Origin of the sequence: Bdellovibrio sp. ZAP7 (assembly GCF_006874645.1) — a bacterium.
Classification (GTDB): domain Bacteria; phylum Bdellovibrionota; class Bdellovibrionia; order Bdellovibrionales; family Bdellovibrionaceae; genus Bdellovibrio.
In genome coordinates this window covers 1,128,191-1,140,804 of sequence record NZ_CP030082.1, presented here as the reverse complement: position 1 = coordinate 1,140,804, position 12,614 = coordinate 1,128,191, and the positions used below count along the sequence as shown (strand labels likewise).

The 12,614-nt window shown below is 42.0% G+C and carries 13 protein-coding genes; 3 read left to right on the top strand and 10 right to left on the bottom strand.

Going from position 1 to position 12,614, the window contains the following annotated elements:
* Positions 1–3: 3 nt before the first annotated feature.
* Positions 4–2,322 (bottom strand): cation-translocating P-type ATPase, encoded by a 2,319-nt coding sequence (locus DOM22_RS05555; RefSeq protein ID WP_142699420.1) that lies wholly within the window; start codon positions 2,320–2,322, stop codon positions 4–6.
* Between the two features lie 158 nt (positions 2,323–2,480).
* On the opposite strand from DOM22_RS05555, the gene DOM22_RS05550 reads away from it, so the two are divergent.
* Complete coding sequence (locus DOM22_RS05550; protein ID WP_142699419.1) at positions 2,481–2,681, top strand: heavy-metal-associated domain-containing protein; 201 nt, start codon at positions 2,481–2,483, stop codon at positions 2,679–2,681.
* Positions 2,682–2,770: 89 nt separating this feature from the next.
* Here the strand turns inward: DOM22_RS05550 and DOM22_RS05545 are convergent, their stop codons facing one another.
* From DOM22_RS05545 to DOM22_RS05505, 9 genes are all read right to left on the bottom strand, one after another.
* A complete protein-coding gene (locus DOM22_RS05545; protein WP_142699418.1) occupies positions 2,771–4,072 on the bottom strand; it encodes a hypothetical protein in 1,302 nt (433 codons plus the stop codon).
* Between the two features lie 113 nt (positions 4,073–4,185).
* Positions 4,186–6,396, bottom strand: a complete 2,211-nt coding sequence (locus tag DOM22_RS05540; protein ID WP_246845857.1) for a copper-translocating P-type ATPase — start codon at positions 6,394–6,396, stop codon at positions 4,186–4,188.
* A 9-nt stretch (positions 6,397–6,405) separates the two neighbouring features.
* Entirely contained in the window at positions 6,406–7,515 is a 1,110-nt protein-coding gene (locus tag DOM22_RS05535; RefSeq protein ID WP_142699417.1) for a hypothetical protein, read from the bottom strand.
* Positions 7,516–7,518: 3 nt separating this feature from the next.
* A complete protein-coding gene (locus DOM22_RS05530; RefSeq protein ID WP_142699416.1) occupies positions 7,519–8,100 on the bottom strand; it encodes a YceI family protein in 582 nt (193 codons plus the stop codon).
* Between the two features lie 26 nt (positions 8,101–8,126).
* Complete coding sequence (locus DOM22_RS05525; protein ID WP_142699415.1) at positions 8,127–8,822, bottom strand: c-type cytochrome domain-containing protein; 696 nt, start codon at positions 8,820–8,822, stop codon at positions 8,127–8,129.
* Positions 8,823–8,827: 5 nt separating this feature from the next.
* The gene (locus DOM22_RS05520) at positions 8,828–9,418 is read right to left on the bottom strand and encodes a hypothetical protein (RefSeq protein WP_142699414.1); all 591 of its coding nucleotides are present in this window, start codon (positions 9,416–9,418) and stop codon (positions 8,828–8,830) included.
* A 13-nt stretch (positions 9,419–9,431) separates the two neighbouring features.
* Positions 9,432–10,334: a hypothetical protein gene (locus tag DOM22_RS05515; protein WP_142699413.1), complete on the bottom strand. Its 903-nt coding sequence runs from the start codon at positions 10,332–10,334 to the stop codon at positions 9,432–9,434.
* Positions 10,335–10,336: 2 nt separating this feature from the next.
* Entirely contained in the window at positions 10,337–10,921 is a 585-nt protein-coding gene (locus DOM22_RS05510) for a hypothetical protein (RefSeq protein WP_142699412.1), read from the bottom strand.
* A gap of 13 nt (positions 10,922–10,934) precedes the next feature.
* Complete coding sequence (locus DOM22_RS05505) at positions 10,935–11,270, bottom strand: metal-sensitive transcriptional regulator (RefSeq protein ID WP_246845856.1); 336 nt, start codon at positions 11,268–11,270, stop codon at positions 10,935–10,937.
* 85 nt (positions 11,271–11,355) lie between these two features.
* Between DOM22_RS05505 and DOM22_RS05500 the strand changes: the two genes are divergently transcribed.
* Both DOM22_RS05500 and DOM22_RS05495 read left to right on the top strand, forming a co-directional pair.
* Entirely contained in the window at positions 11,356–12,108 is a 753-nt protein-coding gene (locus DOM22_RS05500; protein ID WP_142699411.1) for a hypothetical protein, read from the top strand.
* A 79-nt stretch (positions 12,109–12,187) separates the two neighbouring features.
* Positions 12,188–12,601, top strand: a complete 414-nt coding sequence (locus tag DOM22_RS05495; RefSeq protein ID WP_142699410.1) for a hypothetical protein — start codon at positions 12,188–12,190, stop codon at positions 12,599–12,601.
* Positions 12,602–12,614: the final 13 nt, after the last annotated feature.

Genomic DNA, 12,614 nt, shown 5'->3' with positions numbered 1-12,614 from the left:
TAGCTACTCGTAGCTTTTCTCTGGCCCTAAATTCTCAAAGGGATACTCGTTCTGATTGTTGCTCATAGATACAGTTAAATTTTTTGCACTTTCAGGCTGCCAAGTCTTTAACAGAAGAGCATTGGCAATAACACTGACACTACTGAATGCCATTGCAGCCCCAGCAATAACTGGATTCAAAAGTCCCAATGCAGCAAGGGGTATTCCTACCAAGTTATAAATAAAGGCCCAAAAGAGATTTTGCTTAATTTTTCTATAAGTTCTTCTAGATATGCTAATTGCATCAGGAATTAATAGAGGATTTCCCCGCATCAGCGTGATTCCAGCTGAATGCATTGCTACATCTGTTCCCGTGGACATAGCCATGCCTACATGAGCAGCAGCCAATGCTGGAGCATCGTTGATGCCATCCCCTACCATTGCAACAAAACCACCATTAGATTTTAATTCTTCGATAATATGTGACTTGTCGCTCGGAAGAACTTCAGCCTTGACCTCATCGATATTCAAATACCTCGCAATCTTTTGAGCAGCCCCCCAATTATCACCAGTCAACATGACCGTCCGAATTCCAAGATCGTGAATCTTTTGGATCGCCTCTTTCGATGAGGCCTTTACCTTGTCTTCGAACGCGATATATCCAATCACTTTAGGCAAAAACTCCTTTGCAACAAAAGAAACGGTCGCACCATTGGCTTTTAAAAGATGAACTTTGTTTTCCACATCGGAAATATCAAACCCATTTTCCTGCATGAGTTTTTCAGTTCCTATATAAAACTTCTCACCCTGAATTGTCCCTTCAACACCTCGACCAGGAAGGGATTTAACATCTTTAGCATTCCCCAATTCTAAGCCTCTTTCAGAGGCTTCAATAACAATGGCCTTTGCTAAAGGATGCTCACTTCCATTTTGAATACTTGCAACGAGTTTTAAAAAATCACTCTCAGAATGCTCTAAAGAATACAGTGCCGATATACGAGGTCGACCCTCCGTAAGTGTTCCAGTCTTATCAAAAGCGATTGTTGTGATTGAGTGTGCAATTTCCAGCGCCTCTGCATCCTTAATTAAAATACCAAACTTCGCTGCCAATCCTGTCCCTACCATTATGGATGTAGGAGTAGCCAAACCTAAAGCACATGGACATGCAATAACGAGGACTGAAACGCCGTTAACAATGGCCTGTTCCCAACTACCCGTGAAAATTCCCCATAGAAAAATAGCTAAGAGGGCAATAACAATAACCACATGAACAAATACCGCACTCACTTTATCGACAAGACGCTGAATCGGTGCCTTTCCCGCTTGTGCACTTTCCACTAACCGAATGATTCTTGCTAAAGTTGTCTCAGCTCCAAGAACTGTCGTGCGAACAATAAGTAGGCCTTCAGCGTTAATGGCGCCACCAGTTACTTTATTATTCACCGTTTTTATCACTGGAAGACTTTCTCCGGTAATCAAGCTCTCATCTACCTGACTTGATCCTTCAATCACAACGCCATCAACCGGAATTTTCTCTCCAGGTCTGACGATAACCTCATCTCCTAGCTGAACGTGCGCCATCGAAATTTCCATTTCTTGACCGTGTCTTCGAACTCTAGCAACCTCAGGCTTTAAGGCTTGCAATGCTTTTATTGCTAAGGAAGTTTGTTGTTTAGCTCGCGCTTCAAGATATTTCCCCAGAAGCACAAGAGTAATTATAATTGAAGCTCCCTCAAAATAGAGATGCCCAACTCCCGCATGTCCAGCATGATTCCCATATACATACATATTATAAAGACTCAACCCAAAGGCCGCGGAGGTTCCAAGTGCGACTAGCAAATCCATATTTCCAGTTTTCGCTTTTAGTGCATTCCAAGCAGCTTTATAGAAACGAGCACCTAACCAGAATTGAACAGGTAGCGACAACAACAACTGCGCCCAACTTGGCAGCATGTATTGAATTCCAAAAGTCTCCAAAAGCATAGGAGCGACTAAAGGTGCTGAAAGCAACGCTGCGATAAATACTTTATTGAAATCTCTCTTAATATTTTTTTCTTTTTCTTCATTTTCTTGAGAATGGCTGTTCTCCTCTAAACGTCGAGTAGCTTTATAGCCGGCGTTATTTATCGCCTCAATCATAGCTTCAACAGAAACACTTTCAGCAAAAGTGACACGAGCTCTTTCTGTGGCCAAATTCACTTCCGCCTTATTTACTCCAGTAACGTTACCTAAAGCTTTCTCAACATGCCTTACACAAGAAGCACATGTCATCCCGTCGATATCGAACTCTTCTTCTCGCAATTGAGGATTTGAAATAATTTGGGTTAGACTTGTCGAATCCATGTTTTTGCTCCTAGTTTGATTCTAAAATAGACTAGTCCTTCCAACCATTGGAAGGTCAAGATGCAATTCTCAATCTAAGACAATAAGAAAGCGTTGACCTTCCAACGTTGGGAGGGTTGATCCTACAGCCACTGAAGCTCAATTAAAAGGAGGCTCGCGTGTATGAATTTAAAGTCCAAGGCATGACATGTAAAAATTGCGTAAATAGCGTAAGAAAGGCCATTCAGTCTGTTGACCCAAAGGCAGATCCAGAAATTAACCTTCCAGCTCAGACGATCAAGCTTCAATCGGTTATAGACTTTATTAGCCTCGAAAGTGCTCTTGAAGAGGCCGGATACCCCATCATTGAAAAACTCTAGATCGCCTAAATTATTCGCTGGGAGCCATTCTGTCATGAATCGCTCTCAGCTCTTACACTGCCATCAAAAAAGGTGATCCTTAGCGATGCCTAATGAGAGTGTTCATTCATTTTAGGCATTTCTGAACGAGCAGAAGAAAAATTCCACATTTTCATTCCCTCGAGTTGTAAAAATATTTTGCCACTTAAAGGATCGCCACCATAGGAATCCCTAAAATCTGTTGGTAAAAAATCTTTTGTAAGAGATGCTCCCAGGCCGAATTTCCCGTCTTTCCATTTTAGTAAGTTATAAGTGTAACCCACCGTTAAAGCCGTTACCCAGTGAGGCTCAAATGGAGTTGCGCTTAATATATCCAATTCACTTGAAGTGCGCTGAAGATATTCAATTCGCCCCCAAATGTTGTGCCAATTGCTCGTGAACAAAAATTCTTCTGAGAAAGAATTTAAAGCCCCAGTATTGTCATAGAAATTCACGAGTCCGTAGATAAAGGTATTATAGAAGCGCCAGCCCTCATTAATAACATGTTCATTATAAAAGGACGCGGAGTATCTCCATATATGATCGAGCGTTGGCTCATCTGGCTCAGGTTCTTTAACGTAAGCAGCGGAACCCATAAGATAACTTCTATCGCTAGTTCGGTATATGAAGCGGCCCGCATAAGAATTTAAGGGCCCCAAAGGCAGATCAACAGCCGTAGGGTGCGGTTCTGTACCATTAAATGCTGAAGCCTCAATTGTTGCCCTGCCCACGGCCCACGATACTCCTAATACCGTACTAGTAATATGCCCAACATCCTGACCAATATGATGCCCTAAAGGGGCATCTGGGTTTACCATACCTGTCACCCGATGCATAAAAGCCACGGGGCCATCCGTTGATTGTCCTCTCGGTGCAAAAAATATTTTTAAATAATCTCTGTCGTCACCGAGTGAAATAGTATCACTCAATGTTAAACCCATTATTGGAGAACTGTGCGGATGCTGAGCATCTATGTAGGGCTCGTCATCCTCATTCTTTTCGCCAATCTGCAAAAGTTCAGGATACCCGTCTTTGGGGTACGTCCATTTTTCTACAGTGGCCATGACATCTACATTGAAATAATGATTTTTCACGGACTTGCCGACATCAAACATAAGCATATTGGGAATCGAAAACGCATCACGCCCACGAGGACGTTCTTCATAAGTTTGCACAAAAAAAGCGTTCCCATGAAGCATGACCATGCTCATAGGCATTTCAGACATGGCTCTAGGTGAGCACATCCCCGTACTATAATCCCACACTTCCATATCGCCACATTGACTAGGACCCTTGTAGGTCTCTTGAGAAGATGCTGAGATAGAAATTAATTGAACTGCTAACAAAAAGAAAAACGATTTGTATTCAAGCACACGTTTCCCCAATTCGAGCTACTAATTTAGCAATATATTTAAATTCAGCGACATAACCTGTAAATATTTAAAAGTGCCAAGTGATAACAAACACCCAATGCTGATACTCATGCTTAAATTGTTGAGCTCTTTAGTCTTAACGAATTTCCAATAACAGACACGGAACTTAGACTCATTGCTGCTGCCGCAAACAAAGGACTTAATAAAATTCCAAAAGACGGATACAAAATACCAGCAGCTACCGGGATACCTAACGCATTATAGATAAATGCGAAGAAAAGATTTTGCTTAATGTTTCTCATCGTAATTTCGCTGACCTTGCGAGCCTTGAGAATTCCCCGTAAATCCCCCTTCACCAATGTGACAGAGGAACTATGCATAGCTACATCAGTTCCTGTACCCATTGCTATACCCACATGAGCAAGTGCCAGAGCCGGTGCATCGTTAACACCGTCGCCTGCCATCGCCACTGTCTTTCCTTCATCCTGAAGTTGCTTAATAATTTGAGATTTCTGATCTGGTAATACCTCTGCCTTAATATTACTGATTCCCAGCTTATGGCCAACCACTTCGGCAGTCTTCAGTGCATCTCCAGTCACCATTATAACTTCAATTCCACTTTCATTTAGCGCCTTAAGTGCTTCTGGAGTTGATTCTTTAATGGGATCAGAGACTCCAATTAATCCCAAGAGCCTAGTTTCGTCCGCCAAAAACATCGCAGTCTGACCATCAAGGCGCAACTCATCGGCCACCTCTCTAGCTCTCTGCAAATTCTGATTTATCTTCGACACCAGTTTCAAATTTCCAAGATAGTATTTTTTGCCGCTCAGCCGACCCGAAACACCTTGACCCGTAATTGACTCAAAGCTTTCTGTGGAAATTAAAGATGCTTTCCTATCGACTGCTCCTTGTACGATCGCTGAGGCCAATGGATGCTCACTGCCTTTTTCTAAAGACGCTGCGATTTGAATAATTTCATTTTCGCTTATTTCAGAAACGGTTCTTACCGAAGTTAGTTTAGGCTTTCCAAGCGTCAATGTTCCTGTCTTATCGACAACTAAGGTGTTCACTTTACGCAATTGTTCGATGGCTTCCGCATCCTTAAACAACACGCCTAAAGTTGCTGACTTGCCCGTCGCCACCATTATGGACATGGGGGTTGCAAGCCCCAAGGCACAAGGGCAAGCGATAATCAAAACAGCCACCGCATTAATGATAGCATAAGCCATACGCGGTTCTGGCCCCCATACACCCCAAATAATAGAAGCTAATACCGCTATGCCGACAACTGCAGGTACGAAATATCCTGATACTTGATCAGCTAGCTTTTGTATTGGCGCTCGGCTTCTCTGTGCTTCAGACACCATTCTTACGATCTGCGAAAGCAAGGTATCTTTTCCAACTTTTTCCGCTTTGATGATTAAGCTTCCAGTTCCATTAATCGTTGCACCGATTACTTTTTGGCCGATGCTCTTTTCGACGGGGACTGGCTCGCCTGTGACCATTGCTTCATCAATAGAGGAAGTTCCCTCGATTACTACGCCATCAATTGGAACCTTTTCTCCCGGCCGGACTCGAAGAGAATCTCCGACTTGAATTTCTTCAATCTGAACATCCCTTTCGGAACTATCCGAAAATATTTTTCGCGCAGTCTTAGGCGCTAGACTAAGAAGAGACTTGATTGCGGCCCCCGTTTGCGACCGAGCTCTCAACTCAAGAACTTGGCCTAGCAGCACCAAGACTACAATGACGGCAGCGGGTTCGAAGTAAAGGGCTACACTTCCCGAATGCCCTCTAAAACTCTCAGGAAAAATATGCGGAAAGAAGACAGCTACCAAACTGTAAATATATGCAACCCCCACTCCCAAGCCGATCAGTGTGAACATATTGGGACTTCTGTTGCGAAGTGATTGCCAGAATTTTTTAAAAAACGGCCACCCTCCCCACAAAACTATTGGAGTCGCAATCGCAAGTTCAATCCAATCCAAGGCTCGCAAAGATCGGGCACTCTCGATTAAATGGCGTCCACCCATCGTGATAAATAAAAGTGGCAAAACCAGAACTGCGCTTGCAAAAAATCTTTGAGTCATTTGCTTTAGCTCACTATCTCCATCCAACTCATGAAGAGATATTTCCAGTGGCTCTAATGTCATCCCGCAAATTGGACAATTGCCTGGGCCTTTTTGCCTTACTTGCGGATGCATCGGACAAGTGTAGACAATGTCTTTAGAACTAATTTCAGAAATTGTATTTTTTGATATATGATGCTCTTGATGAGAATGTTCATTTAAACCGTGATTTTCGTGAGCTCGATCATTTTTCATAAAAATCCCTCATAAATAGAAGTGCAACAGTAACCATACAAGATCGGACTTCGCTCTTGTAGCGATGACCTCTTCTTTTTGCCAAGTCGCAATGGCTTCAAGATGCGGTCGTGGAAAAAACTGCATTCCTAATCCATAAGATTGTTGCTCGGTATTAGCATCAACTTGGTTCAAAAACTTTTTGTCGTAAGAAATAAATCCTATTAGCCCCTGAATCCATTCGTAATTCAGTCTACTGCTGGTGACATAACCTTGTTGATTACTTTGAGTAGATTTTAAATCTTTTGACTGCCAGTCGAATTCAGCAAGCAAAAACCATTTTGAAGAAAAAGATAAAATTGCCGACGGACCAAAAACCCATCTACGATTCGTCTCGTCCTCACCATGGTATAAACTGAGACCAACTTTTTCCTTATCTAAGAAGAAATAACTCAGCGATGCAGTCCCGCCTTGCTCTTTCAGCATAGCGTATTTGTCGCGAGTAAGATTTCCATCTGAATAAGTGAAGTAAAAATTCCAGCGATCTCCAAGAAATGACGCTTCGACATTGTAGGTTTCAGTATCAAAACCAAAGTTAAGATCTTTTCTGACATACATGTAGTGATTCGGATCGTTGAGTCCGTAGAAATGCAAAAACTTCCCTACTCTTAGATTCCATTTCTCATCGGGCCTATAAAACAAATAAAAGCGACGACTCACCAACCGCCCCTCTGAACTTTGTCCAGAGCGAATCTCTTGACGCCCTAACGAAGCTGCCACTGCCCATTTCAAGGAATTGTACCCAGCCTCAATATCGGCCTGCATGAGAATGAAACGCGCATCCTTCTTATTTTCATCTTCGCGATAGGCCTGTAATCCTCGAATATAAGCTCCTAAAAGAACATTCTCATCGTGGCTTATTTTTCCATATGCAAAGTACTGCTCGCCGTCTTTTCCCCAGGTACTAAGAACCTCTTTAGAGAGTTCACGCCCATAGGAAGTTAGGAGTCCTCCACCCGATGGACTCAAGTGGCAAGCCGTGCAATTCGTATAACCATGCCTGGATAAGTCAGGGTACGAAAAACTACTTTGTGAGAATAAAATGGCACCTAAAACAACGCCCCAAGCTACAATATTCATCTTCTATTGACTCACCAATTTGCCTTTGAAGTTGACCTCTACATCCACTTTCTCAGCGACAGTAATTCCAGAAAATGACGGAATAGCGATTCCATACTCTGGCAATTGAAGAGTAAATCGAGCAAGTCCCGCAAGACTTTCTTTCGAAGCTTCAGTAAACTCAACGTCACCCGCCACTACTTTTTCAACACCATGAAGTTTCATGCGACCTTTAAAATTTGTCTTCTGTTTAGTAGGATTCTGCCAGAACTTCTGATCTACCTGGAGACTTTCGATCTTTAATTTAGAAACTTTGAACTCAGGCTTCTCAATTTCTAAGTACTTATCTTTCATATGCTTATCGCGAAGACCCATGCCGGTTTCAAGCTGTGAAAGATCCAGAGTAATCTCGCCGTCGAATTGAGATCCGTTTACAATTAATTTTCCTTCGGGTTTCCCATTAGTCCCTCTAATTTTCAAGGCACTAGGCTTCCCGATAGCCAGAAACTCAACCATGCTAGAGTCTTTATCGATCTTAAACTCGGTAATCGCCCACGAAGAATTCGCGAATAACATTAAGCTCAATAGAACAGTTCTAATTTTCATCTTCTTGCTCCCTTTGAAATTTCCACTTAATTACTTGCTCCAGCATTGATCCAGTCACGAAGAACTTGTATTTCCGTTTCTGATAAAAGAGAAAAACCAGTGGGATTTCCCTGTTGATCTTTTAGTGGAGGCATCAACTTGTCTTCAATTGCTCCTGTGACCACCAAAATAAGTCCGCTCTCGTCCGCATTCCCAGGAATCACGATATCGAGAGGCGAATTCAAAAGATCCTGTTTGGAAACTAACGGAATGCGCGCTACGGGTTTCCCTGGAGCATGACACGCGATACACTTTGCTTCTAAAATATGAGTCTTAATGGATTCAAATGTAGGCTCTAAAGATGGTAACGGGGGCTCTGACGGACCTGTACCAAATTCTGGTGCTCCACGCTCTATCCATGCATTTAAGAGGCCGAGCTGATCTTGATCCAGTGCTGGTGTCGGAGACTTCGGCATACTTCTTTTTGCAATTACCGATTCTCGAACTTTATCAATACGGGTCTTAACAGCGGTATAGGATTCTAAGTTAATACCGCCACTATTTCCGTGGCAACCGATACAATTTGGTCTGAGAACCTTATTATATACAGCTGCAAAACTTAATTCACTTTGGCTGTAGTTTGAATTGGATGGGACCAAAGAAAAAGGTGTTTTTTGAATGCTGTAATTGCAAGCACTCAAAAAACAAACCGTTATAAAAAGAAGTATGAATCCCCTGAACATTTATCTTACTTCACTTCGTGTGATACAAATGTGCCGTCAGGTTTCAATATGATTGTCAGGGTCTGTGCAACATCATCTGATTTAACAGTGAACCGAGCTAATAGATTGCCCGAAGCATCATATTCTGGCGTTAAGACGATAGACTGTAAACCTGTATAGAATGGTTTGACATCTGAATTTTGCGCCCAGCCCTCAAGGACAAAGTGAAGCCCCTCTTCCATCAGGCTCGATGCATCTTTAATTGGCCAATTAATTGGACTGGCAGGTTTTAATCCCTCAGTAATCTGATGAGAAAGTGTTTTGCCCTGTGCATCCATCAATAGCGTAATGGTTAGGTAAGTCCCGTCGCTTCCGGCTTCTGTGTATCCGTAAACTTTATATGTAGCGCCACTCTCACTGCTGGACTCAGCTCTAAGAGATGCAAGACCCGATAGAAAAAAAGCATCAATTTTTTTTAAAGTAACGAGGCGTTCAATTCTATGCACACCTAATTCGGTCGCTTTTGAAATAGTAATAGTATTTGCAACTTCGTCATGTGCGAAGGCACCAAGCCCGATCATTAGAATCACAGCCATAGCTAATGTTTTTAATTTCATTTTATTCTCCTATTTATTTGCAAAATTCTGATTTAAACGCGTTGGGATCTTGAGACATTCTTCCAAGGCGAATGCCTTCTGAACGTAGTTTATTCGTACTTACCTTTTCAGAAACTAATAGATCAGAAACAATATCATGAAGCATATGATTGTTATCAAATGCCGAAGGGATGCGTGGAAAAAGACGCGCAAACGTTGGAGCTTCCTTGGCTGTCTCAGGCATCATGTCAAAATCGGCTGAATCCGGAAGGTCTGACAACAGACTCCAAAACTGAGCTACAGTTTCCTTAACGGCAGCGTCTCTTTCCAACATTGTTGGTTTTAGTAAAGCTTCATACAGTCGAATTTGGAACCAGTGATAACTCCAAATCAAAAGATTGAAGCTCGGAAAATTTCGCCGGAAGGCCTTGGAGAAATAATGCCCATCCATGAAGAGCATCGTCTTACACTGGTCCGTGATAACCACAGCACTGTTAGAGTTATATTTAGCATAAAGTTGGTTCACGCGTCCTATCATAACTGGGCCACGGTCTTTAGATGTCGCAAGTACGTCTAAAACATACTGATGAAGCATGTGCGACCAATCAAAAAGATTGATAATTAGCGGAAAAGTATATGTGTACTTTGGCGCAATATCAGTTTCATCCACTTTAACCTTGGGTGGATTACGAAGAATCGGTAAAATTTTAGCTAGAAGATCTTTTTCAAACTTTTCAGGATCTTCAATGTTTCCTCTATCCTGCAAAAGCATTTCATATACTAGCGCATGTCCATAATCAAAGGCGAAAAGCAACTGTTGGGCCTCCGGATATACATCCCCAAATTTATAAGCTTCCGGTGGACTTGGATACCAAACAACTTCCGCTTTTGAATTTTGAGCCATGAGGAAAAATAACGTACTTAAGAAAAGTCTCATACCTACCTCACCAAGACTGCGTGGAACTCGTTCCAGCGATAACGAATTTTCGCTTCAACAGGCAACATGATTGTAGGATCTTTGATCTCAAAGTAGATATATGTATCCCACATTTCAGCTTTACCACCATTTTTAGGAAAGCCAGGATTCAACGGACCTGTGCAGGTATAGTCGTTGGCCACTAGGTAGACCCTCATAATGAATTGTGGGAATCTAGGATCGGTAACTCCAGAGTAGCGATTATCTTGCCCATCAATAAAGACACAAGTAAGAGGAATATCTTCGCCATTAATCACCACATGTGAATTATCATCCAAAAATATGCGATCAAAAAAAGTACGATAACTTTTTTTTGAATCAAGACCTAAACTTGAATCAGAAACAATCGGTTTAGGGTATATAGGCGCTGCCAATTTAAGCTGATAGGTAAAGATCTGCTCCATGCCAATCATTGGCACTTTGAAGGTCGCCTCACTTCGAAGACTATTTGTCAGATCACGGTAATATTTGACGTCCTTGACTGTGACTTTAGCATCAGCAGATAAACTTATAGCCATTAGTAAAACTGAAACAACCAGTCTTTTCATTAGTTCCCCTATTTTAAAAAACCATTTTCATTACTTCTTGAATTTTCTCTTCCGCTGCGAAGGGGTCTTTCGAACTAAAAGCATCTTTGACACATCCACGAAGATGCGATTTAAAAATTTCCGCTTCTACAGCCCTCAAGGCAGCAGAAGCCGCCTTCACCTGATTTATAATGTCTGGACAATATCTTTGGTCCAAAATCATTTTCTCTATGCCCTCAATTTGTCCTTTTACCTTATGAAGGCGCTTAAGATGTATTGAGTGATCAGGATGGTCGTGATGCTCACCGTGATGGTGATGCATCTGCTTTACAGCACTCTTCTTTCCATGAGTTTTTGTTTTTTCCGACACGTCAAATTCCTTTCGATTCAGGATTGACTGATACCCTACGGGGGGTATAGGTTCAAGCAAAATTATAAAATTCCTCGGAGGAATCATGAAAAAATTATTATTGCTTCTTTGCCTAGCACTAGGAGCTCAACTTGCACATGCTCACGGTGAAGAATCGCGAGTTGCGTTAGAAAGTGATCTGGTCAAATCACAAGCTGGTAAAGTGATCTATCAGTTTCAATTAGTAGACACAGCAAGCAACAAACTCATTGCAGATACTGATCTGCAGCTATCTCATGAAAAGAAAATTCATCTTTTAGTATATGATCCCTCTCTAAGAGAATTCCAACACGTTCACCCTGAATTTAAGGATGACGCTTGGAGTGTTGAGTTAAATTTCTCCGTAAATGGGAATTATTGGGTTTGGGCGCAAGGACAACTTGCAGCTGACGGAGAAGAATTTTCTTCTTTCAATAGAATCGAAATAACAGGAGGCGCAGCAGCTTGGCCTGCGCCACCCATTCTTGAAGACGTTCGTTCAGGAACTTCCGGAATCTATAAAGTCGACCTAGGTACAAATAAGATCTCTGCCGGAAAAATGATTATGCTTTCCGTAAAGCTATCTCGCACCGATGGCTCGCAGCCACAAATTGAACCTTACTTAGGTGCTTTTGCTCACGTTGTCGCCGTACCAGAGGATGGGGACAGTCTTTTACATGTTCATCCAATGAATGGATCAAAGCCGAATGAAGGAATGATTCATGCCACATTCCCTCAAGCCGGAAGCTACCGTCTTTGGATACAATATATAGATGGTGGAATTCTCAATACGATACCACTTTCAATCAAAGTTTTTTAATTTCTGTCACATAACGGCGATCGTTCACCTAATAAGGGGTAGGAAACTACCTCTTATTCTCTATTAAGAAAGGCTCTCGGTGAAAAAAATTATTCTGACTATTTCGATTCTCATTGCGTCTAAAGCATTCTCTCACGGCGAAGATAAACCTGGACCAAACGGTGGTTTTATTAGAATGCCTGGGGCATATCACACAGAAGTTGTGGCTGATGGAAACCAACTCAAAGTTTATCTTTTAGATATCAATTGGAAAAATCCTTCCACAAAAAACTCATCAGTTGAAATCGTTTTGCCTGCCGTATCCAAATCGCCACTTAAGTGTCAATCACAAGTAACTTACTTTAGCTGCTCGCTTCCAACGAACATTGACCTTAAGAAAAAAGGACAACTTCTTGTTAATAGCCAGCGCGAAGGGCAAAAAGGAAATCAAGCTTCTTACGAGCTTCCTCTAAAACTTGAAAAAATTGATGACGGACACGGCGGCCATCACTAAATCTGACACAAGG

What these genes read in the sequence shown, in the direction of transcription:
- DOM22_RS05555 (WP_142699420.1), bottom strand. Translation starts at nt 2,322, where the DNA reads ATGGATTCGACAAGTCTAACCCAAATTATTTCAAATCCTCAATTGCGA.
- DOM22_RS05540 (WP_246845857.1), bottom strand. Translation starts at nt 6,396, where the DNA reads ATGAAAAATGATCGAGCTCACGAAAATCACGGTTTAAATGAACATTCT.
- DOM22_RS05535 (WP_142699417.1), bottom strand. Translation starts at nt 7,515, where the DNA reads ATGAATATTGTAGCTTGGGGCGTTGTTTTAGGTGCCATTTTATTCTCA.
- DOM22_RS05530 (WP_142699416.1), bottom strand. Translation starts at nt 8,100, where the DNA reads ATGAAAATTAGAACTGTTCTATTGAGCTTAATGTTATTCGCGAATTCT.
- DOM22_RS05525 (WP_142699415.1), bottom strand. Translation starts at nt 8,822, where the DNA reads ATGTTCAGGGGATTCATACTTCTTTTTATAACGGTTTGTTTTTTGAGT.
- DOM22_RS05520 (WP_142699414.1), bottom strand. Translation starts at nt 9,418, where the DNA reads ATGAAATTAAAAACATTAGCTATGGCTGTGATTCTAATGATCGGGCTT.
- DOM22_RS05515 (WP_142699413.1), bottom strand. Translation starts at nt 10,334, where the DNA reads ATGAGACTTTTCTTAAGTACGTTATTTTTCCTCATGGCTCAAAATTCA.
- DOM22_RS05510 (WP_142699412.1), bottom strand. Translation starts at nt 10,921, where the DNA reads ATGAAAAGACTGGTTGTTTCAGTTTTACTAATGGCTATAAGTTTATCT.
- DOM22_RS05500 (WP_142699411.1), top strand. Translation starts at nt 11,356, where the DNA reads ATGAAAAAATTATTATTGCTTCTTTGCCTAGCACTAGGAGCTCAACTT.